This is a genomic window from Thermosulfurimonas dismutans (assembly GCF_001652585.1).
In the GTDB taxonomy this organism is placed as follows: domain Bacteria; phylum Desulfobacterota; class Thermodesulfobacteria; order Thermodesulfobacteriales; family Thermodesulfobacteriaceae; genus Thermosulfurimonas; species Thermosulfurimonas dismutans.
The window spans coordinates 1-21294 of record NZ_LWLG01000001.1; the positions used below are offsets into that span (position 1 = coordinate 1).

Here is a 21294-nt window from a genome sequence, read left to right on the forward strand (position 1 = left end):
ATGCGTTTCCCGGTTCGTCTCCTACTTATGGCCCCTGGGCCCCTTAAATTCCCTTTCGTATCTCAGGGTATAGACTTTTACCGAGTCCGTGTCAAACCTTTCCTACAATTCGAGACCCTCTTTCCCAAAGTAAAGGCCACCGGTTCTCCGGAAGCTCGAAAACAAAAAGAAGCCGAGACCTTGATGAAGCATATTCCCTCCGGGAGCTACGTCATAACCCTCGATGAAAAGGGCCAGATCTTGAACTCTCCTCAGCTTTCTGAATTTTTAGGGCAACTATTTACACAAAGGAGAGAAATCGTAGTCGTTGCCGGAGGCCCGGATGGTCTGGCCGATAAAATTCTCAGGGGAGCCGACTTCCGACTCTCCCTCTCCGCCCTCACCCTCAATCACGAGATAGCCCTGTTAGTCTTCTGCGAGGCCCTCTACCGCAGCCTCACTATTCTCTCTGGCAGTCCCTATCACCGACCTTAAAAAGGATTGCAGAAAGCTCCAATTGAGGCTAAGAAAGAAATAGAGTCTGTTTTTGCGGGAGGTAAATATGCTAAAAAAGACCCTTGGAAGTGTCCTTTTAGGTCTCGTCCTTATACTTTCTGGTTGTGCCGCTCAGAGTCAGGGGTCCGGGGGCAAAGTTTCGTCACTCCCTAAGCCCCGTCCCATTTTAAAACATACTGATTTTCCAAATCTGGTCCTCCCAAGCGGCCTGGAAATCGTAAAAGAGAAGACCCTAGTGGTCAAAACCGCTACCTTTGTGGGTGGGGTCATCACGCTCAGAGGACGGGTAACCCAAGAGTCCGTGGTAACCTTTTTTGAAAAGCAGCTCATAGCCCGAGGTTGGGAGGAAGTCGGAAGCATCCGGTATAAAAACACCCTTCTAGCCTTTCGCAGACCTAACGGAAGTTGTTTCGTCTACATTCGAGAAACCGGGCTGGGTAACACCGAGGTCAAGATCTGGGCTAGTGAGGTCCTGTCTCCCACGTCTTCTCCAGAAACGGTCTATCCCTAATGTTTTCTGGACGCAGGGTACTCCTCGGGGTTTGTGGGGGTATCGCGGCCTATAAGGCCGCGGAGCTGGCAAGACTCTTTAAGAAAAAAGGCGCTCAGGTCAAAACCGTACTTACCACTGGAGCCGAGGCCTTTGTAACGCCCTTGCTTTTTGAAGCCCTGACTCGGGACCGGACCTTCACCCAAGCCGATTTTCTATCCCCTCAAGGGGGGTTCATCCCTCATACGGATCTCGCTACCTGGGCGGAAGTCATCGTAGTAGCTCCAGCCACAGCTTCCTTCCTCTCCAAGCTCTCGCGGGGGGAACCATCCGATCTCCTTACGGCCATCATCATGGCCTCCCAGGCTCCCGTGCTCCTGGCCCCAGCCATGAACACCAACATGTGGCTCCACCCGGCCACGCAGGAAAACGTAAGGCGCCTACGTGAGTTCGGTTACCGAATAGTGGCCCCCGAAACCGGTGAGCTGGCCTGCGGTCTACAAGGACCGGGGAGATTACCTTCTCCAGAAGAATTACTGTTGGAAGTGGGTTATCTTCTTTGTGAAAAACCCCTTGCCGACCGAAAGGTACTCATCACCGGAGGGCCTACCCGAGAGTACATGGATGCCGTACGCTTTATCTCTAACCCCTCCTCTGGTCGAATGAGCGTGGCCTTAGCCCAGACCGCCTATCTTCTAGGAGCCGAAGTTCACCTTGTTCATGGACCGCTGGCAGTACGCCCACCAAAGCCCGTAAAGACCTATCCGATAGTCTCCGCGGAGGAGATGCTCGCGGCGGCTGAAAGGATCTTCCCAGAGGTAGATCTAGCCATCTTTTGCGCAGCGGTCTGTGACTTTAAACCGGAAAAGTCCTTGCCTGGAAAGGTCAAAAAAGAGACCTTCCCGCAAGAGATAAAGTTGGTCCCTACCCCGGACATAGCCACCATTCTTTCGGCCCAAAAGAGATCCGGTCAGATCACGGTTGGTTTTGCCCTAGAGGAAAGGGAGAGACTCATGGAGTCCGCCCGCAGGAAGCTCGAGACCAAAAATCTGGACTTTCTCATAGCCAACGACCTTTCGGCCTTCGAGGCCGAAGAATCGGAAATCTTTCTCTTCTCTAGAGAGCGAAAGGAGCCCCTTGTCTTTAAGGCCTCCAAAGAAACTCTCGCCCTAAAGATCTTTGCAGAGGTCTGTGGTGTACGAGATCAGACTAAATAAAATCAAGCAATGGCTCAAGCGTCACAAATTCGATGGCATACTCATATCCTCTCCTGAAAACCGTCGTTATCTTTCCGGTTATACGCCTCAAGATGTAAGCATTACGGAATCCGCGGGCTTTTTACTTATCACCACTTCCGAGGCCTTTATCCTCACCGACCCGAGGTACCAGGAAGAGGCCCAAAATCTTTCCCTCTTTGAACCGGTGATCTACCGAAAGGGACTGGCCAGAGCCCTTTCCAGTCTAGCCGAAAGATTGAAAATTAAAGGCCTACTTTATGAAGAAAACTACCTTTCTTGCGGAAGACTCAAGGCTCTGAAGAAGGTTTTGCCCAAGGTAGAGTTTTCTGGAGTCTCGGGAGTAATTGAGAAATGGCGCGAGGTCAAAGATCAGGAAGAAATGAGACTCCTAGAAAAAGCGCGAGAGTTAGCCCTTGAGATCTTTCGTATCCTTTCTAAGGAAATTCAACCGGGGCGGACGGAAAAGGAAATTGCTTGGCGTATCACGGAACTCTCTCATCGCTTGGGAGAAGGGCCGTCCTTTCCTCCCATTGTGGCCAGCGGACCAAACGCCGCCCGCCCCCATGCGGAACCGGAAGACAAGCCCTTACGCTCTGGGGAGGTAGTGATCGTAGACTTGGGAGTGAAGTATCGTGGCTATTGTTCAGACCTTACCCGGACCTTTTTCCTAGGCCGAGTACCAGAGAGGCTTCGGGAGGCCCATCATCTAGTAAAGGAGGCCCAGAGACTGGCTCAGCCCCACATGAAACCCGGTCTCAAAATAAGGGAGGCCGATCGCAAGGTAAGGGCCTTTTTCCAAAAAGCCGGCGTTCTCCAAAACTACCTCCACTCCTTAGGACACGGCTTAGGACTGGCAGTCCACGAAGCCCCGGCAGTCTCCTTCCGCAGCCGCCGAAAATTCAAGGTCGGACAGGTGGTCACCCTTGAGCCCGGGCTGTATTTTCCCGGACTCGGGGGGGTGCGGGAGGAGGAAATGGTCTTCATCCGTTGAGGTTTCTCACCACTTCTACCGGGGGTTTGATATCCAAACCCAAACAGGCCGCGAACTCCTCGAAGGACTCAAGAACCTCTTCCGCAATGGCGGCCACCTCCTCGAGAGAAAGACCTAGCAAGGGAGCGTTTTCCATTATAGGCTTCACGTTTTCTGGACGCGATACTGAAGGCAAAAGCGAAGCCAGAGCCACAACTCCCACTGGGCTTTTGAGAAAACCTACCTCGGAGATCTCCACCAAAGGTTTTACGTGCAGACCTACGCAGCAGACCAGAACATCAGGTAACTTCCAATTCTTTAACACCCAGGCCCCGGCCTGTGCGTGATTCCAGGAAAGTACTTCTTTTTCGACCTCGTGGAGGGCCAGACTGCGATCCGACTGCCACCTCTCGTAAACCTTGCGATAGCCTTCGTACCAGTTGGTAAGGAGAACCGGCAGGGCCACATCCTCAAGTAGGGCCCCGGCAAAGGCTTCCTCGGCCTCAAGCGATAGTCTTTGAGCTACCTCACGGGCGAAAAGGGCCCGGAAGAGGGAATCTTCCCAGAAGATCTTCAGATCAAAGCCCTCCACTTCGGGGTCCTCTAAGGCCCGAACCACCCCGTAAGAAAGGACCAGCGTCTCGATTTCCTTGAGTCCCAGCAGGGATGCGGCTTCACTTATACGACTAATCTTACGCTGCAAGCCGTAATAAGCCGAATTTGCTAGCTTTAGGACCTGACTCGAAAGAGCCGGATCCTTTTCGATCAGAGGGGCTATCTCTATAGGGGAGACTTCCGGATCGGAGAGTTTCTCAAGGATGCGCGTGATAATTTGGGGCAAAGGAGGCGGAGAAAAGTCTTTAAAAATCTTCTCAAAATCTCCGGTAAGGAGGACAGCATACTGCTGCACTTTCTTAAACCAACCGAGCATTCTTCCCCTCTAATAGAGCTTTTGCTAAGATAATTGCTAAGATAATAGCAAATTTCCTAAATTCTGCACCAGCAAAATGCGAGATTTTCTTTGGGAAATAAGCAAGATCTTCCGACTACGTTTCTTTTATTTGGTTACCAGAGGACATATCAAACGACTCACAGCCATTTACGTCCTGATCACCAGTTTTCTGAGCCTAATGATTCTGGGAGGCATAGCCTTCTTTTTATCCTGGCCTTTGATCTTTCCTTCCCTAGGACCAACTGCTTTTTTGATCTTCTATGCCCCGGCCCGGGCCATGTCCTGGCCCAGGAATTGCCTCCTAGGGCATCTTACGGGTATGCTCTGTGGTTTTTTGATCTACTTTATTTTCTACTGTTTTTCTCCAGAAGAAGCCGTGCAATCGGAGTTCGGTTTAACCAAAACCCTCTTTGTGAGCGGAGCCGTCGGGATAACCGCCCTCGCCATGGTGCTTGCCGACATCCTACATCCCCCAGCGGCTTCCACGGCCATGCTCTCGGCTGGAGGTTATTTCAAGGATCCCATCGAAGTCCTCGGCTTCGTTCTGGCTTTAGTCTTCATCGTTATGGAAGGTATAGTAATACATCGGCTTTCTGGAATCATTTATCCTCTTTGGAAGGGAGAAAAGTCAGAGGAACAACCTTTTATCCGCACCAAAATAGGCGAGGTGGGCGAGGCCCCGCCTTCAGATGATCCTTATACCAACCTCGCCCACCGACTGGTCAACAGACGGGAATAATAGAACTACTTCATCTCTTCAAAATCGGCATCGATAATGTCGTCGCCTTCCTTCTTTTCAGACCCGCTTCCAGCAGCACCGGTCCCACCTGAGGCCTGAGCCCCTCCGGTGCCCTGAGCCCCAGCCTGTTTGTAAACCATCTCCGCCAGCCGATAGGAGACCCGGGTGAGTTCGTCGCTGGCCCGTCTTATAGCCTCCACGTCCGTACCCTCTAAGGCCTTGCGAAGCTCGGAAATCTTCTCTTCCACCTCCTTCCGCAGATCTTCGGGGACCTTGTCGCCCAAGTCCTTCAGAGATTTCTCGGTAGAGTAGATCAAGCTGTCGGCCTGATTGCGCACCTCGGCGAGTTCCTTCCGCTTCCGATCCTCTTCGGCGTGAGCTTCGGCCTCCTTGATCATGCGCTGGATCTCTTCTTCGCTGAGACCAGAAGAGGGCTTGACTACCACGGATTGTTCTTTTCCGGTTCCCAGATCCTTGGCAGTCACATGGAGGATACCGTCGGCATCAATGTCGAAGGTAACTTCGATTTGGGGCACACCGCGCGGAGCCGGAGGAATACCTACCAGCTCAAAACGGGCGATACTTTTGTTGTCCGCCGCCATGGGACGTTCACCCTGAAGGACGTGAATGGTCACCGAGGTCTGGTTGTCGGCCGCGGTGGTAAAGATCTGACTCTTGCGAGTAGGAATGGTCGTACCGCGGGGAATGATCACCGTAAAGACCCCACCCAAGGTCTCGATCCCGAGAGAAAGCGGGGTCACGTCAAGCAGCAGGATATCTTTGACCTCACCCTTGAGCACGCCAGCCTGAATGGCCGCCCCCATAGCCACAACTTCATCCGGGTTTACCCCCTTCACCGGATCCTTTCCAAAGATCTCCTTGACCTTCTCCTGAACCTTGGGCATCCTGGTCATCCCGCCCACCAGGATGACCTCGTCTATCTCCTGAGGGGTGATACCCGCGTCTTTCATGGCGATGCGACAAGGTTCCTCCAGACGATTGATGAGATCCTCCACCAAGGCTTCAAGCTTAGCCCGGGTAAGCTTCATTACTAAGTGTTTAGGCCCGGAAGCGTCAGCGGTAATAAAGGGGAGGTTAATCTCAGTCTCCGTCACAGTGGACAGTTCAATTTTAGCCTTCTCTGCGGCCTCTTTAAGACGCTGAAGGGCCATCCGATCCTCACGTAGGTCTATGCCATGCTCCTTCTTGAACTCCTCGGCGATGTAGTCCACTATCCGCATATCAAAGTCTTCTCCACCAAGGAAGGTGTCACCAGAAGTGGCCTTGACCTCGAAAACACCTTCGCCGATTTCAAGGATAGAGATATCAAAAGTTCCGCCTCCCAGGTCGAAGACCGCCACTGTACCCTCTTTCTTTTTGTCCAGCCCGTAAGCCAGACAAGCCGCCGTAGGCTCGTTTATGATCCGAAGCACGTTGAGACCGGCGATGCGACCGGCGTCCTTAGTGGCCTGACGTTGGGTATCGTCAAAATAAGCGGGCACCGTAATGACCACATCCTTGACGGGCTGTCCCAGATATTCTTCGAGGTCCTCCTTGATCTTCCGCAGGATCATGGCCGAGACTTCCGGCGGACTATAACGCTTGCCGCGGATCTCCACATGGGCGTCCCCGTTAGGGGCCTTCACGATCTTGTAGGGAACCTTTTTCATCCACTCCTGCACCACGGAATCCTCGTATTTGCGCCCCATAAGGCGCTTGATACCGAAGATGGTGTTTTCGGCATTGGTGATGGCCTGTCTTTTGGCCACCATACCCACCAAAATCTCTCCGTTCTCCTGAAAGGCCACCACCGAAGGGGTTACCCGGCTGCCTTCCCGGTTGGGAATAACCTCAGGTTCACCACCTTTGAGGATGGCTACACAGGAATTGGTAGTTCCAAGGTCGATCCCCACTATAGGACCGGTAGCTTTTTCCTTCTCTGCCATCTTCCTTTACCTCCTCCTGGATTTATTCTTTACCTTCGTCCTGTTTCTTGTTTTTGGCCACCGCCACCAAGGCCGGCCTTATAATCCGGTCGTGGAGGCGGTAGCCCTTCTGATAAACCCTCACCACAGTACCTTCTGGATGTTCTTCCGTCTCTTCCACGTGCAAGGCCTCATGGTGATGAGGGTTAAAAGGCTCTCCAAGAGCGGTCTCAAATTGCGAGAGGCCAAACTTTTCCATGGCATTGAGGAGTCCCTTCAAAGTCAGGGCCACGCCTTCAATGAGGCCCTTAGGATCCTGCGACTTCTCGGCGGCCTCAAGGGCTCGTTCGAGGTTGTCTATTGAGGGCAAAAGCTCTTTGAAGAGCTGTTCCAAGGCATATTTTGAAAACTCTTCTTTTTCCCGCTTAAAAGACTTCTTGAGATTCTCCACCTCGGCCGCATAACGCAGAGCCCTTTCCTGCCAAAGTTTACATTCTTCTTTGAGTTGTTGATATTCTTCTTCAGTAATGGTTACCCTTTTAGGTTCTTCTTTTGCCCTTTCTCCTTCTTGCGCTTCAAGATTTTCCTGAGATTTCTCAGGCTCCTTTTCTTCAGAAAGCTCACGCACCTCTACCATTTAAGCCTCTCCTTTTGCCAGAATTAATCTTTCCTCGCCAAGAATTTAAGTCCGGGGGGAAAGCTTGTCCAGGGTCCGGGAAAGATGTTGGGTGGTATACTCTACCAGGGGAATGAGACGGGCATAGGCCATTCGCATTGGACCTATAATAGCCACCCCACCCACGGGAGTATCTCGCCAACTGTAAGAAGCCACGATGGCCCCACATTGTTTGAAGGGACATTGAGGGCTGGGCGCACCGATCAGAACCTGCGGGGTTCGGGCCTCAAGACAACGATCTATCAATTGGAGAAGAAGACTCTTTTCCTCGAAGGTTTTAAGTATCTCCTTAAGTCTTTCCAAATCTTGAAATTCTGGAAGATCAAGAAGTCTGTTAATACCCTCTACAAAGGGCTCCTCCGGACTTTCGCAGAGGGCCAGCAGGAGATCCTCAAGAAGGGCCTTTTCATTTTGTAGTTCGGAAAACAAGACCTCCCTTACTTCCTTCAAGGTAAGCCCAGGAAGCCTATCGTTCAGCAGGGCCGAAAGCCTTTCCAGTGTTTCTATCGAAAAATCCCGAAGAGTCTTTATGAGGCGATGAATGACCATTCCCGAAGCACTGACCGCCACCGTGAGGATCAGGCGCTCCGAAAGACGTACGAAATCGATCTTTATAAGCTTTTCATACTCCAGTTTGGGAGCAGTAACGATAACTGGAAACCCAGAAAGGTCAGACAATAGATGACTGACGCTTTTGAGCAAGGTCTCCCAGCTTTCAGCAATCTCTTCTTGGGAGAGATTCCTCTCAATGGTCTCAAGGGTCTCTTCCGGCAAAGGTTCTGGATCCAAAAGGTGCTCCACATAATAACGAAAGCCTTCCTCTGTAGGGATACGACCAGCGGAGGTATGAGGTTGACTAAGAAGCCCAAGTTCTTCGAGATCTGCCATCACGTTACGTATGGTGGCTGGCGAAAGAGGGGGAAGAAACTTTTTGGCCACTGTCCGTGAGCCTACCGGAGCCGCAGTCTCAATATACTTCTCCGTAACCAGGGCCAGAACTCGCTCATGCCGCTCCGAAAGGCTATAAGCCTCCTTCATGGTATATAAAAGTAGCTTCCTGCCAGGTTTCCTGTCAAGCGTCGCCATCAGTTCCTAGGACTCTGGTAGCCGGGCCAAAAGACCTTATAATTATGTGTTGAAAAATTTCTGAAAGAAGGGAGGTGTTCTCTCCTATGTTGAACAACACCTTGCGAACCTTTGTTTTACTAGCGGCGTTAACCGTTCTTTTCATCATCGTAGGCGACCTTATAGGAGGGAAATCCGGAGCTACTTTGGCCTTGGTGATAGCCCTTTTTATGAACCTCTCGGCCTATTGGTTTTCGGACAAGCTGGCCTTGGCCATGAGTGGGGCTCGTCCGGTCTCGGAACACGAAGACCCGGAGCTCCACGCCCTGGTGGCAAAGCTCGCCCGCAAGGCCGGCCTACCCAAACCCCGCGTCTATATCATTCCCGCGGAAACCCCCAACGCCTTTGCCACCGGGCGTAATCCCCAGAATGCCGCCGTAGCGGTTACGGCTGGTATCCGGAGGCTCCTGACCAGAGAGGAGCTTGAGGGCGTTCTGGCGCATGAGCTGGCCCACATTAAAAACCGGGACATTTTGATCTCTTCCATCGCGGCGGTAATTGCAGGGGCCATCTCTTATTTGGCCTATATGGGACAGTGGACCCTATTTTTCGGGGGTCTCGGAGAAGATGATGAAGATCGTAGCCATCCCTTGGGCTTGCTGGCGGCCCTAGTAGCCATTATTTTAGCCCCTATCGCGGCCTCTCTTATTCAGCTTGCCATCAGTCGCAGCCGAGAATATCTCGCAGATGCCACCGGGGCCCGGATTTGCCGATGCCCGCTTTCTCTTGCTCGGGCTCTTGAAAAACTCGAGGCCTGGAACCGACAGCTCCCCCTTAACGTTAATCCCGCTCAAGCCCAAATGTTCATCGTCAATCCGCTTTCCGGTGAAACCCTCATGAGATTGTTTTCCACTCACCCCCCTATCGAAGATCGTATTGCCAAATTAATCGAAATGGCTGAAAGGGAAAGATTTTGAGCCGTTTAAAACTACTACTTCTAGTTCTGGGGCTCTTTTTAATCACTTCCTGCGCCGTCCAAACCGGCCCTCCGGTAAGTCCGGAGGAGATCCGTCGATCTCAGGCCGAAATCTGGGAAATTAAACTTCAGGAATATTTCACCTGTGAGGAACGTGTAGGCCGACTCCTAATCCGTATCCTCCCACAAACCGAGCAGGAAAAACCTTATCCCTGGTTCCTAGTAAAGGGGGTAGACCTCGCGAGGACGCCGGAAGAAGTAGATCAGGCCCTTTCGGAAATCTTCAACGAAAACCTTCCGGAAAAAGGAATCCTGGTAACCTTTGTACACCCCTATTACCAGAACCAAGGTCTTCAACGAGGGATGCTTATCCGCAAGCTACTCTCCCAGGAAATAAGTCTAGAGCATCCCATAAAACTAGAGCTTACCACAGGGCAAAGATTGAATTTAAAATCCCTGGTCATCCAGACCCGGCCCGTAGACTTCCGCATTGTGGACAGCCCTCAGCCCAACGCTTGGGTTACACCCGACTACCGCCTGCACGTCACCACGGCCCTATGTCGGGTACTTACGAACGACAACGAACTGGCGGCGGTGGTAGGCCACGAGCTGGCGCATCTCAAACGAGGGCACCTTAAAAAGCAGATGGCCCTTATGACCTTGAGGGATCTATTGGGAATAGGTATTTATGCCCTCGCCGGTCAGACTGCAAGAGATGTCTATCAGTTAGGCACCAACTTCGCCCTTCTCAAATTTTCTCGGGATCAGGAAAGGGAAGCCGACTTCTATGGCCTTTGGTATATCTATCGGGCAGGTTTCAATCTCGAACAAGCGGCCCAGGTCTGGATTCATTTGGCCGCTGTCCTCCCCCCTGGACCGCCGAACATACTTTCCACCCATCCCTCAAGCGCAGAACGCCTGGCCCGTATCCGAAAGATCGTAAAAGCCATCCAAGCCGGCCAAAGCTTTGAAGCCATAAAGGATAAAATCCAGTGAAAAAAAACAAAAGTTCTTTTTTAGTAAAAACTATTTTATTCTTTAGGCCTTACTGGTATTACGTATTGCTTTCCCTTATCTTTGCCTTTTTGGCCTCTCTCACTTCGGGAGGCATTGCTTGGATGGTAAAACCTGTCATGGATCAAGTCTTCATCCAGAAAAACTATCTATATTTAAAACTGTTACCCGTGGGGGTGTTCTTCTTTTTCTCGTTGCGAGGGGTAGCTTCTTTACTTCAGGCCTATTTCATGCGGACGGCTTCTTTGAAAATGGTAAATGATATGAGAGTAAACCTCTATCGTAAGATCCTTCATCTTCCTCTGGCGTTGGTAAGCCGCGAAGGCACAGGTCAACACCTCTCCAGGGTCTTAAATGACACTCTGGTGTTGGAACCCATTTTAAGTAACGTCTTAACGGTTTTTTTGCTCGAAGGATTCAGCATAATCATCCTCATAGGGGTAGCCTTTTCCCGCAGTATTAAGCTCACCGTTTTTTCGTTAATTTTAATGCCTTTTATTGCTTACGGAGCTCGCAAACTGGGAAGTCGCGTTCGTAGTGCCCGTAAAAAAGCCCAGAGAACTATAGGAGAGCTCTCGCATCGATTAACCGAAACTTTTACCGGCATTCGAGAAGTAAAAATATTTGGCCGCGAAACCGGAGTCCTTCGATTATTCCGAAGAGAAATTGACCGGTATGCCCGTTTTTTACTCAAAATCACCAAGTACCGAGAAGGTTCAAAGAGCTTGGTGGACCTTATGACGGGGCTTGGAGGGGCGATGATTATTGCCTACGGGGGCTCCCTTATCATGAAAGGTGAACTTACACCGGGGGCCTTCTTTTCGGTATTGACTGCCATTCTCATGCTCTTCACCCCGATACGCAAAATGGCCCGGGCTTACACCGGACTCTCAGATGCTCAAGCCGCCTGGGAAAGAATTGAAGAGATACTTACCCTCCCCGAAGAAAAAGGAGGAACACTTAAAGCCCATCCTCCTAAAAGGCATATCTTTCTCGAAAGCGTCTCTTTTCGTTACCCTGAAGCCGAAAGTTTGGCCCTCAAAGATATCTCCCTTGAGATTCCAGTAGGACGGGTCACGGCCCTAGTAGGACCAAGCGGAGCGGGAAAATCCACCTTGGCCGCTCTTATCCCCCGCTTTTATGATCCCACTGAAGGTCGCGTCCTACTTGACGGAACGGACTTGAGAGAATTCGATCTCGAATCCCTGAGGGCCCTCATCGGTATCGTTTCCCAAGAGATAGTCATCTTTAACGCCACTGTGGCCGAAAATATCGCCTTCGGCGATCCGGAAGCCTCACCAGAAGCTATCCAAGAAGCTGCCAGGCTCGCCAATGCCCACGAATTCATAGAAAAACTGCCTCAGGGCTATCACACCCTCCTTGGCGAAGGCGGCGTTTCCCTCTCTGGAGGCCAGAAACAACGTTTGGCTATCGCCCGGGCTATTCTGCGTAACCCTCCTATCCTGATCCTGGACGAAGCCACCAGCCATCTGGACCCCCTTTCCGAAAAACTGATCCAAGATGCCCTTTACCGCCTGATGCAAGGGAGAACCACCATTGTCATCGCCCACAGGTTATCCACCATAAAGGGGGCCCATAAGATCGTAGTACTAGACAAAGGCCAGATCGTAGCCGAAGGGCCGCACGATAAACTCATTGAAGAATGCAAGCTCTACCGAGAGCTTTATAGCGTATTTGAGGGGCGGCCTTGAACTCTTAGGACCTGGTAACGCCACACGGAAAGCAAAAAAAGGACCGCGGTCTCGGCACGCAGGATGTAAGGTCCGAGATCTAAAGCCTCAAAATCAAATTTCTCAAATAGCCTCACCTCTTCTTCAGAAAATCCACCTTCCGGCCCCACGGCCAGTGCAAGTCTTTCCGGAAAAATCTCAAAAGATTCGAAAACCTCAGCTAAAGGTATTCCCCCTCTCTCATAAGCAAAATATCGGTAAGAGGCCTCTAATCGAACAAGGCTTTCCTGAAGTTTCCGTGGCGCTTCGATTTCCGGAAGCCATAGACGTCCGCTTTGTTTGAGGGCCTGGATGGCTCGCTTTTGAAGACGTGTTTTTATTTTTTCAACGGGCTTGACCACCGTATAGCGGCTTAAAACGGGTATAATCCTAGTGGCTGCAAGTTCGGTAGCCTTTTCCACCAAGAACTCCGAGCGACCTCCCTTAAGAAGGGGCATCAGGAGCTCAAGGCGAAAATCTGGCTTTGGTTCCGCACGATGAAGATTCTCCGGGAACACCCAAACCTGTGTTTTTGCAACCTCCAGCACCCTGGCCTCCCATTCCTGGCCCTGACCGTTCAAAAGGAAGATCCTTTTTTCGGGCCCTAGGCGTAGTACATCCCGCAAATGGTGGCCTTCTTCGGAAGAAAGAAGACAAGGCTCGCCTGGCACAATTTCAGGTGCAAAGAACCTGGGGAGGCTCATACCCGGAGATTGACCTTCTCAAGCCCCTCTTTCAAGGCCGGGAATCCTTTAGCCTCAGCCACCAGGCGAAAGATCCTTTCTTTCTGACGAACCCTCACCCCGGAAAGGAGGGTCACCGGTGTGAACCTGAAAACTTCCGGAGCAAGCGGGGTACTGGCCCCAAGAAGCACGACCTCCCGGGCCCTTTTGATTTGACCCAAAATATCCTCTAAAGTACGGTTAATGAGGGTTACAGAGGTAATAAAAACCAAACTTGCCCGTGGTAGATATTCCGGCATTTCGGCCTCAGAAAGCAGTCCCGGCCCATGTCGTTCGCCCTTCTCAAATATCCATAGCGCCTTTACTCGCCCCGAAAGTTTCCGGGCCAAGGGCTCAAAGTAGCCTACCATGGCTACTTCGTCCTCGGGCTTAGGAGAAATCACCGAAAGGGTGTCCCCATAGAGAAAGGAAAGCTCGCGATTATTGAGAAGGGCATTGACCGTAGCCAAAGCAATAGTGGTCTCTAAGGAATGAGAAGAAAGAAGCCCCCTCAAGACCAAATCTGCCGGTTTTCCCCAAAAGGTAAGTTCCTTCGGGAGGATTTCACAGCAACCGGACTCAAAAAGGGTATAAGCCAGACCGACTTGACCTCCGGAGATCTCCACCGCAGTATAACCGAGACCGATGCAAAGCCTCTCAATAACCTTGCCCCTTGCAAGCGGCAGGGTCACCTCTAGTAGACGGTCATAAAGGGTCATTTCTTGAAAACGCTTTCTATAACCTTGTCGGCGAGCTCAAGAAACGCTTTTGCGGCTTCGGTCTCGGAATGGAGCACCACCGGCTCCTTTAAACGATTGACCTCCGGGGCAAGAGGAATGCGTATCAGAAGTGGCACTCGCAGTTCCCTTGATAGTCTCTCGCCTCCCCCCTCACCAAAAACCGAAACCTCCCGTCCCTCAAGCCGCAGGTAGGCCATGTTCTCCACCAAGCCCAGTACCGGCACCTTCAGGTCCTCAAACATCTTGGCACAACGTCTCACGTCCGCCACCGAGAGCTCCTGAGGCGTGGTGACCATGATTACCCCTTTGGGCTGATAAGTCTGACACACCGAAAGGGGGGCGTCTCCGGTGCCCGGGGGAAGGTCCACCAGCAGGAAATCAAGCGGCCCCCATTCCACCACCTCTGCGAGTTCGCGTAAGGCCTTTCCTACCAGCGGCCCTCGCCAGACAAAGGGCTGGCCCGGAGGAGCCAGAAAGGCGAAACTCATTACCTTGACCCCATGCCGCACAAGAGGCTGAATCTTCCCAGCCACGACCTCCGGGCGTTCTGCCTCATCAAATCCCATGAGAAGAGGAACGTTAGGACCGTAAAGATCGGCATCCATGATCCCGGTCTTAAACCCCTTGAGGTTCAGGGCCACCGCCAGGTTCACGCTCACGGTACTCTTGCCCACCCCGCCCTTGCCGCTGGCTACCGCCAGCACAAACCGCACGTCCCGGATACCAAGATGTTCCTTCTTGGGCTTGGCTCCGAAGATCCGGGCCCGTTCCTCCGGTGTCATGACCGAAAGTTCGACCTCTACTTCTGAAACCTCCGGAAGCGTGGAGACCGCCCTCTTCACCTCGTCGGCGATCTGTTTTTTAAGAGGACAACCTCCGGTGGTAAGGGCCACCTCTACCTTGACCAGCTCGCCTTCGACCTTTACCTCCCGGATCATCCCCAAGGAGACCAGATCCCGATTGAGTTCGGGATCCTTTACCGTCCGGAGGATTTCTAAGACTTTCTCTTTGGTGACCGCCATCTTTAGACCTCTTTCAGACCCAGGACGTCATGCATATCATAGACTCCGGGGGCCTTGTCCGCTACCCAGATGGCAGCCCTCACAGCTCCTCGGGCGAAGGTGTCGCGGCTGGCGGCCCGGTGGGTAAGCTCAATTCTTTCCCCCGGCCCGGCAAAAAGTACGGTGTGCTCCCCTACAATCTCTCCGGCCCGGATGGTCTGGATGCCGATCTCTTTCTTAGGACGTTCACCAATGATCCCCTCCCGGCAGAAACGGAAAGTAGAGTCGTCCCAGCCCAGAGTCTTAGCGATGACATTGGCCAAAGCGATGGCCGTACCGCTGGGAGCATCCTTCTTCATGCGATGGTGGGCCTCTACGATCTCGATATCAAAATCCTCTCCGAGAATGCGGGTGGCGACCTCTACCAGTTTGTAAAGCAGATTGATACCGAGGCTCATATTGTAGGCCTGCACCAAGGGGAAGTTTTTCCGGGCCAACTCATGAACCTCGGAAAGCTCCTCCTTGGCAAAACCCGTGGTCCCGATCACCATGGCCTTGCCGTAACGGGCATTTATACGCGCGTGCTCCAGAGAAGCGGTGTGAAAGGTGAAGTCGATGATTACGTCGCCCTTTTCGATCACCTTTTCCAGCCCGTCCTCCACCACCACGCCGGTCTTTTCGGAAAGTCCAAGGATTTCGGCCACATCTTTGCCCACCGCTGGACTCTTGGGATGCTCGAAGGCCCCTACCAACTCAATACCTTCGGTCTTTAAAATATTGCGTATGATGGTGGTCCCCATGCGTCCGGCTGCACCGGCCACAATGGCTCTTACCATGGCATACCTCCTCCCTGTGGTATATTTCCGGGATAGCCTCCGCCGTAAGAGGACATCTTCTTGAACCCCGCAGGCACGGAAAAATAACTCCGCGGGAGTTCCTTCTTTTCCACTTTGGTGACTTCCTGAACGCGTTGACCTTGGTAATAGATCTCTTTTAAAGGATACCCCAGTTCCTGCTCCTTGGTCAGCCAGCTCATAGACTCGGCCCCTTGCGGACTGAATCCCCCCTGCCATTCCGATGGGACCATGGCCTTGACCATTTCAGCAAACTTCTTGAGATCACAACTTTTGGCCATATCCTGGGCCAGTTTTTTGGAAACCCAGATTTCTCGCACAGGTCTTCCGTTCTCAAAAACGATGACCTGCTCAGCCAAATAACCTGCAATAGTCTGTTTCTGGCCCGTCTTCTTGTAAGTAACCTGGGGCCTGGCCGGCTCGGCCTCCGTGGCCGCCTGGCCACCACCGAAAAATTTTCCAAAACGTTTGGCAAAGGCTCCCATAGATTGCTGCATTTGTCTTAGACGTTCCCGGCTCTCGGCGGCTGTGGTCTCGTAATAGGTCTTTTCTGTCACCATAACGGTGTAGCTCACCTGCCGATTGGCATCCATGATGACGTAATAACGATCAGTTCCAGTCCGAGACCAACCATCCTGACAAACCCAATAATATGTATCCCCATCAGAGGTCCGACCCTGGATGACCATCCCGGCCATACCCGAAGCCGAAAAAACCATCAAAGCCCAAAATAAAATCACAATCCGTTTCATATTCCCCTCTTAATTGAGTGTCCCCCTTAGGGCTCTCAAACCAGGTTGTATTCCGCAAGCACCCCTTTGAGTTTTTCCACGTTGGCCTCGCTCATGGGAGCCAGAGGCAACCTCACTTCCGGGCTCTCTATCTTGCCCATAAGCCAGAGGGCGGTCTTGGCCGGTACGGGATTGGTCTCGATAAACATGGCCTTGAAAAGCGGATAAAGTTTGAAGTGCAGTTTCCGAGCCTTATCCCAGTTCCCTTTGAGACAAGCCTCCATGAGCTGGGCCATCTCCTTGGGCACCACATTGGCCGCTACCGAGATCACTCCATGTCCCCCGAGGGCCATGAGGCTGAAGGCCGTAAAGTCGTCCCCAGAAAAGACCCGGAAACGATTACCACAGAGGCGGAAGATCTCCGTGGCCTGTTTCATGCACCCTGTGGCCTCCTTGATCCCGATGATGTTTTTGATCTTGGAGAGTCGCGCCACAGTCTCCGGAGCCAAGCTCACGGAGGTTCGTCCCGGGACATTGTAAAGAATAATAGGAATTTTCACGGCCTTGGCCACGGCCTCATAGTGACGATAGAGGCCTTCCTGCGTGGGTTTATTATAGTATGGCGTTACCATAAGGACTGCATCCGCCCCCATCTCCTTGGCCATTTTAGTGAGCTCTATGGAGACCTCGGTGTTGTTGGTACCCGTTCCGGCTATGACCGGCACCTTACCTTTGGCCTCCTCAAGGGCGATCTCAAAAAGACGAGCCTTTTCCTCCTTGCTAAGGGTGGCGGACTCTCCCGTGGTACCCACCACCACCAACCCGTGGGTCTTTTCCTTAAGATGCCATTTTACAAGGGCCCGGAAACCGTCCTCGTCCACCTTGCCGTCCTTAAAGGGGGTGATGATAGCCACCAAGGAACCCTTGATATCCTGGGCATCAAAACCTTTAGTCTTAGTGGTTTTGCACCTTTTCGTTCCACACGGCATTGGAAAACCTCCTTTTTCACGGAAGTTTTAAGTTCTTAAATAACTTAAAATTTTTGAAAAAACTAGTCCAAAAGGGCCTCAGGATAAAGGTAGCCCCTGTAGATTTTCCGGGCCTCGCCTTCCAGGGAGACCCGCTCCCCCTCAAGATGGATTATGAGAACCTCTCCGCCCCGAGTCTTTACCGGCACCGGAGATCGAACCAATCCCAAACGTTCCGCAATCAAAGCGGCAGCCGAAGCCCCGGTACCACAGGCTAGGGTTTCATCCTCTACTCCTCGTTCGTAGGTCCGAATGGAAAGTCTTCCCTCCGGCTCGACCTTTACAAAGTTCACATTGGTCCCCGCGGGCAAAAACATTTCATGGTAACGAATTTTCCGCCCCAATTCTCTCACCGGGACACCTTCCAGGTCTTCTACCAAGATGACCGTATGTGGAACCCCGGTATTTACAAAATGGGCCTCCAGGCTCTTCTCCTCAAGGGGAAGCTCCAAACCAAGTTTCAAATCTTTAGGGGTGGTGAGCTCCACTTTGACCCGAGAGCCAGAAACCTCGGCCCGGATCTCACCGGCCAGGGTCTCAAAGACCAGAGGGCTCTTCGCCAGGCCTTCTTCTACTGCAAACCGGGCCGCACACCGCCCACCATTGCCACACATTTCGGCCTCGGAACCATCGGCGTTGTAAAAACGCCAGGCAAAGGCGTTACCAACCTTTTTGGGGGGTTCAATTAGAATCAGACCGTCGGCCCCCACCGAAAGCCGCCGCCGACAGAGCTTCCAGGCCAGCTCAGGGCCTTCATGAGCCGCTATCCGGCCTGCGAAATTGTTTATCAGGATGAAATCATTTCCCGAGGCCTGCATCTTGAGGAAGTATAAAACCTCCTCTCTCATAACTTCTCCAATACTTCCATAATCTTTTCAACCGGAGGATTCTCGTAAAAGGCGAACTCCCCAATCCGTTTGAGGAGCACCATTGTCAGGCGACCGTGCCAGACCTTTTTGTCGGAAGCAAGAAACCGAAGGAGCTTTTCGGCAGAGACCTCCTTCGGAAAACGCACCGGAAGACCAAGCCTTTCAAGCAAAGCCTCTATTCTTTCGGCTACCGGTTCTTCGGCCACGCCTAGGGCCTCGGAGAGTCTGGCCGCGGCCACCATGCCCACGGAAACGGCCTCTCCGTGCAGAATCTCATAGTCCAGCGCCGCCTCCAGGGCGTGCCCCAGGGTATGTCCAAAATTGAGCACCCGACGCAGACCCGCTTCCCGCTCGTCCTGTGAGACCACCTCGGCCTTGATACGGCAACTCTCACAAATGATATGTTCCAGGGTGTCGGGATCGTAAAGGAAAAGGAGCTGGCTTCGGTTTTCCAAAAACTCAAAGAGCCTGCGATCCCAGATACAGCCGTATTTAACCACCTCGGCCAGACCGTTTCGGAACTGTTCCCAGGGCAAACTGGCAAGAACGCCGTAATCAATATAAACCCGTTTGGGCTGGTAAAAGGTCCCGAGAAGGTTCTTCCCCTCAGGAAGATCCACCCCGGTCTTTCCGCCCACGGAACTGTCTACCTGGGCAAGGAGAGTGGTGGGCACCTGGATATAGGGCACCCCTCGCATGTAAATGGAAGCCAAGAACCCGGCCATATCCCCCACCACACCGCCACCCACCCCAAGCACCACACACTTACGGTCAAAACCGGCCCTTACCATGGAACGTGCAAGCTCCACCACCGTTTCCATCCGCTTGGAGGCCTCCCCGGCCGGAAAAGAGAAGACTTTCGTCTCGAAACCGGCTTCCTCTAAAATCCGGGCCAGGTCCTCGGTTATAAGTTCTTTTACGGTCTCATCCGTGATAAGGGCGAGTTTCCTAGTATTTATAACCCTAGGGAGATCTTCTGGGAGTTCGGTGAGAAGACCGCCTTCGATAAGGATCTCATAGGGCTCCGCGGTTTCAACCCGGAGAGTTTTCATCTTCTTTCAGCCGCCGAAACCAGGTTCTGCAGGAAGTTTTTTATGGTCCGTGGGGACTTCCGGCCCTCCTTCTCAACTATCTTTACCAGGGCGCTACCCACCACGATGGCCTCCGCGTGCGGGGCCAGCATCCGCACCTGTTCCGGTTTAGCGATCCCAAAGCCCACTGCCACCGGTACCGGCGAAACTTCTCTTGCCAGATCTAGCCTCAGGACCAGGTCCTCGGGAAGGCGATCCCGCGCTCCAGTGATCCCGGCTACCGAAACATAATAAAGAAACCCGGTTGAAGCCTCAGCAATCCTCCGAAGTCTCTCAGGAGGAGTGGTGGGTGCTGCGAGCATTATGCTGGCAAGGCCCCGTCTTTTGCTCTCCCTGAGCCAAGGACGGGCCTCCTCAAGCGGAAGATCCGGAATAATAGCCCCACAAAGTCCGGCAGCTTGGGCTTCCTCAACAAATCTTTTAAGGCCGTAACGGTAAAAGGGATTGTAATAGCCCATAATCACAATGGGCAGGGGGTAACCCTCATCGTAGAGGCTGGCCACAAATTCAAGATAGGCCTCAAGACTCGGCTGGTGGCGAAGAGCCCGTTGGGTGGCGGCCTGGATGGTAGGCCCATCGGCCAGAGGATCGGAAAAGGGAAAACCGAGTTCTACCACGCTAGCCCCAGCCTCGGCCAACGCCCACAAAAGGCCTCGGGTGGTTTCAATATCCGGATCCCAGGCACAGATATAGGGTATCAGAGCCGCCCGCCCCTCTTGGTTGGCCGTCTCAATGGCTTTCCTTACCTTTTGCGCCCCGGAAGTCTTATTCATTTCTCGGATCGGCTATCGAGATATTCCTTGACCGCGGCCACGTCCTTGTCCCCACGGCCGGAAAGGTTCACTACTACGATACTCCCTTTTGGAAGCCTATCAGCGATTTTCACAATATAGGCCACGGCATGAGCGCTCTCGAGGGCCGGGATGATGCCCTCGGTCTCCGAAAGGAGCCGGAAGGCTGAAAGGGCTTCCTCATCATCCACCGCTACATAATCCGCACGGCCAACCTCCTTGAGGAAGGCGTGCTCCGGCCCCACCCCAGGATAATCCAAGCCCGGGGCTATGGAATGCGCCCCCTTGATTTGGCCCACCTTATCCTGAAGGAGATAGGTCATCATGCCGTGAAGCACTCCGGGCTCTCCCACCGAGAGAGTGGCAGAATGTTTATCCGAATCAAGACCCTCTCCTGCGGCCTCCACACCCACCAGTTTCACTACTTGATCCCGCACAAAGGGATAAAACATACCCATGGCGTTAGAGCCCCCGCCCACACAGGCAATCACCATGTCGGGTAGCCGTCCTTCAAGTTTGAGGATCTGGCGCCGCGTCTCCCGTCCGATGACGCTTTGAAAATCCCGGACCATCATGGGGTAAGGATGCGGACCCACCACGGAACCGATGACGTAAAAAGTGGTCTCCACGTTGGTTACCCAGTCCCGGATGGCCTCGTTGATGGCATCCTTGAGGGTCTGGGTTCCGGAATACACCGGAACCACTTTGGCTCCTAAAAGTTCCATACGGAAGACGTTCATGGCCTGGCGCACGGTGTCCTTAGCCCCCATATAAACCACACACTCCAATCCTAAGAGGGCTGCGGCCGTGGCCGTGGCCACCCCGTGCTGACCGGCACCGGTCTCGGCGATAATACGGCGTTTGCCCATGCGTTTGGCGAGGAGTACCTGCCCTAAAGTGTTGTTTATCTTGTGGGCTCCGGTATGGAGGAGATCCTCGCGTTTGAGATAAATCTTGAGATGCCCGCCCAGGGCCTCAGAAAGTCTCTTAGCAGGATAAAGTGGCGTAGGCCGTCCGGCGTATTCCCGGAGATACCAGTTGAGCTCCTTACGGAAGGCAGAATCCCTCTTCAACCTGCGATAGGCCTCCTCAAGCTCGTGGAGAGCCGGCATGAGGGTCTCGGGGACGAAACGTCCACCGAAAGGCCCAAAATGTCCGCTGCGGTTCGGTAGCATGAGAAAACTTCTACCTTCTTTC

22 protein-coding genes are annotated in these 21294 nt (G+C 52.8%); 8 read left to right on the forward strand and 14 right to left on the reverse strand.

Features of this window, described 5'->3' with window-relative positions:
• From TDIS_RS00005 to TDIS_RS00020, 4 genes are all read left to right on the forward strand, one after another.
• Nucleotides 1-474, forward strand: a 474-nt coding sequence (locus TDIS_RS00005; protein WP_068668019.1) for a 23S rRNA (pseudouridine(1915)-N(3))-methyltransferase RlmH, incomplete at its 5' end; no start/stop codon positions are given.
• 67 nt (nt 475-541) lie between these two features.
• Nucleotides 542-1006: a hypothetical protein gene (locus TDIS_RS00010; protein ID WP_068668021.1), complete on the forward strand. Its 465-nt coding sequence runs from the start codon at nt 542-544 to the stop codon at nt 1004-1006.
• Nucleotides 1006-2202: a bifunctional phosphopantothenoylcysteine decarboxylase/phosphopantothenate--cysteine ligase CoaBC gene (coaBC, locus tag TDIS_RS00015; RefSeq protein ID WP_068668023.1), complete on the forward strand. Its 1197-nt coding sequence runs from the start codon at nt 1006-1008 to the stop codon at nt 2200-2202. Before TDIS_RS00010 ends, coaBC begins: the two co-directional genes overlap by 1 nt.
• Nucleotides 2180-3214, forward strand: a complete 1035-nt coding sequence (locus tag TDIS_RS00020) for a M24 family metallopeptidase (RefSeq protein ID WP_161939441.1) — start codon at nt 2180-2182, stop codon at nt 3212-3214. Before coaBC ends, TDIS_RS00020 begins: the two co-directional genes overlap by 23 nt.
• Here TDIS_RS00020 and TDIS_RS00025 read toward each other — a convergent pair.
• Nucleotides 3204-4124 carry an HDOD domain-containing protein gene (locus TDIS_RS00025; RefSeq protein WP_068668027.1) on the reverse strand — a complete coding sequence of 307 codons (921 nt, stop codon included), beginning with the start codon at nt 4122-4124 and terminating at the stop codon, nt 3204-3206. The two genes, TDIS_RS00020 and TDIS_RS00025, sit on opposite strands and share 11 nt — an antisense overlap.
• Nucleotides 4125-4200: 76 nt before the next feature.
• Here TDIS_RS00025 and TDIS_RS00030 point away from each other — a divergent pair, with 76 nt between their 5' ends.
• The gene (locus tag TDIS_RS00030; protein WP_068668029.1) at nt 4201-4884 is read left to right on the forward strand and encodes an HPP family protein; all 684 of its coding nucleotides are present in this window, start codon (nt 4201-4203) and stop codon (nt 4882-4884) included.
• Nucleotides 4885-4889: 5 nt separating this feature from the next.
• On the opposite strand, the gene dnaK is transcribed toward TDIS_RS00030, so the two are convergent.
• Genes dnaK through hrcA form a run of 3 tightly spaced genes read right to left on the reverse strand, consistent with a single transcriptional unit; the run spans nt 4890 to nt 8571 of the window.
• Nucleotides 4890-6830 (reverse strand): molecular chaperone DnaK, encoded by a 1941-nt coding sequence (gene dnaK / locus TDIS_RS00035; RefSeq protein WP_068668031.1) that lies wholly within the window; start codon nt 6828-6830, stop codon nt 4890-4892.
• A 22-nt stretch (nt 6831-6852) separates the two neighbouring features.
• Nucleotides 6853-7446, reverse strand: a complete 594-nt coding sequence (gene grpE / locus TDIS_RS00040) for a nucleotide exchange factor GrpE (RefSeq protein ID WP_068668033.1) — start codon at nt 7444-7446, stop codon at nt 6853-6855.
• Between the two features lie 45 nt (nt 7447-7491).
• Complete coding sequence (gene hrcA, locus TDIS_RS00045) at nt 7492-8571, reverse strand: heat-inducible transcriptional repressor HrcA (protein ID WP_084270861.1); 1080 nt, start codon at nt 8569-8571, stop codon at nt 7492-7494.
• Nucleotides 8572-8657: 86 nt separating this feature from the next.
• Between hrcA and htpX the strand changes: the two genes are divergently transcribed.
• Genes htpX through TDIS_RS00060 form a run of 3 tightly spaced genes read left to right on the forward strand, consistent with a single transcriptional unit; the run spans nt 8658 to nt 12252 of the window.
• A complete protein-coding gene (htpX, locus tag TDIS_RS00050; protein WP_068668037.1) occupies nt 8658-9527 on the forward strand; it encodes a zinc metalloprotease HtpX in 870 nt (289 codons plus the stop codon).
• Nucleotides 9524-10522 carry a M48 family metallopeptidase gene (locus tag TDIS_RS00055; protein WP_068668039.1) on the forward strand — a complete coding sequence of 333 codons (999 nt, stop codon included), beginning with the start codon at nt 9524-9526 and terminating at the stop codon, nt 10520-10522. Before htpX ends, TDIS_RS00055 begins: the two co-directional genes overlap by 4 nt.
• Complete coding sequence (locus tag TDIS_RS00060) at nt 10519-12252, forward strand: ABC transporter ATP-binding protein (RefSeq protein WP_068668041.1); 1734 nt, start codon at nt 10519-10521, stop codon at nt 12250-12252. The genes TDIS_RS00055 and TDIS_RS00060 overlap by 4 nt, the downstream gene beginning before the upstream one ends.
• Here the strand turns inward: TDIS_RS00060 and TDIS_RS00065 are convergent.
• From TDIS_RS00065 to trpB, 10 genes are all read right to left on the reverse strand, one after another.
• The gene (locus TDIS_RS00065; RefSeq protein ID WP_068668043.1) at nt 12225-12974 is read right to left on the reverse strand and encodes an RsmE family RNA methyltransferase; all 750 of its coding nucleotides are present in this window, start codon (nt 12972-12974) and stop codon (nt 12225-12227) included. The two genes, TDIS_RS00060 and TDIS_RS00065, sit on opposite strands and share 28 nt — an antisense overlap.
• Nucleotides 12971-13711: a DUF364 domain-containing protein gene (locus tag TDIS_RS00070; RefSeq protein ID WP_068668046.1), complete on the reverse strand. Its 741-nt coding sequence runs from the start codon at nt 13709-13711 to the stop codon at nt 12971-12973. Before TDIS_RS00070 ends, TDIS_RS00065 begins: the two co-directional genes overlap by 4 nt.
• The gene (locus TDIS_RS00075; RefSeq protein ID WP_068668049.1) at nt 13708-14754 is read right to left on the reverse strand and encodes an Mrp/NBP35 family ATP-binding protein; all 1047 of its coding nucleotides are present in this window, start codon (nt 14752-14754) and stop codon (nt 13708-13710) included. The genes TDIS_RS00070 and TDIS_RS00075 overlap by 4 nt, the downstream gene beginning before the upstream one ends.
• Nucleotides 14755-14756: 2 nt before the next feature.
• Nucleotides 14757-15569, reverse strand: coding sequence for a 4-hydroxy-tetrahydrodipicolinate reductase (dapB, locus tag TDIS_RS00080; protein ID WP_068668051.1), 813 nt, complete (start codon nt 15567-15569; stop codon nt 14757-14759).
• Nucleotides 15563-16339: a DUF4412 domain-containing protein gene (locus tag TDIS_RS00085; RefSeq protein ID WP_068668054.1), complete on the reverse strand. Its 777-nt coding sequence runs from the start codon at nt 16337-16339 to the stop codon at nt 15563-15565. Before TDIS_RS00085 ends, dapB begins: the two co-directional genes overlap by 7 nt.
• A gap of 35 nt (nt 16340-16374) precedes the next feature.
• Entirely contained in the window at nt 16375-17307 is a 933-nt protein-coding gene (dapA, locus tag TDIS_RS00090; RefSeq protein ID WP_084270862.1) for a 4-hydroxy-tetrahydrodipicolinate synthase, read from the reverse strand.
• A 62-nt stretch (nt 17308-17369) separates the two neighbouring features.
• Nucleotides 17370-18194, reverse strand: coding sequence for a diaminopimelate epimerase (dapF, locus tag TDIS_RS00095; RefSeq protein ID WP_068668056.1), 825 nt, complete (start codon nt 18192-18194; stop codon nt 17370-17372).
• Nucleotides 18191-19267 carry a 3-dehydroquinate synthase gene (gene aroB, locus TDIS_RS00100; RefSeq protein WP_068668058.1) on the reverse strand — a complete coding sequence of 359 codons (1077 nt, stop codon included), beginning with the start codon at nt 19265-19267 and terminating at the stop codon, nt 18191-18193. Before aroB ends, dapF begins: the two co-directional genes overlap by 4 nt.
• Complete coding sequence (trpA, locus tag TDIS_RS00105; protein WP_068668060.1) at nt 19264-20079, reverse strand: tryptophan synthase subunit alpha; 816 nt, start codon at nt 20077-20079, stop codon at nt 19264-19266. Before trpA ends, aroB begins: the two co-directional genes overlap by 4 nt.
• Complete coding sequence (gene trpB, locus TDIS_RS00110) at nt 20076-21272, reverse strand: tryptophan synthase subunit beta (protein ID WP_068668061.1); 1197 nt, start codon at nt 21270-21272, stop codon at nt 20076-20078. Before trpB ends, trpA begins: the two co-directional genes overlap by 4 nt.
• Nucleotides 21273-21294: the final 22 nt, after the last annotated feature.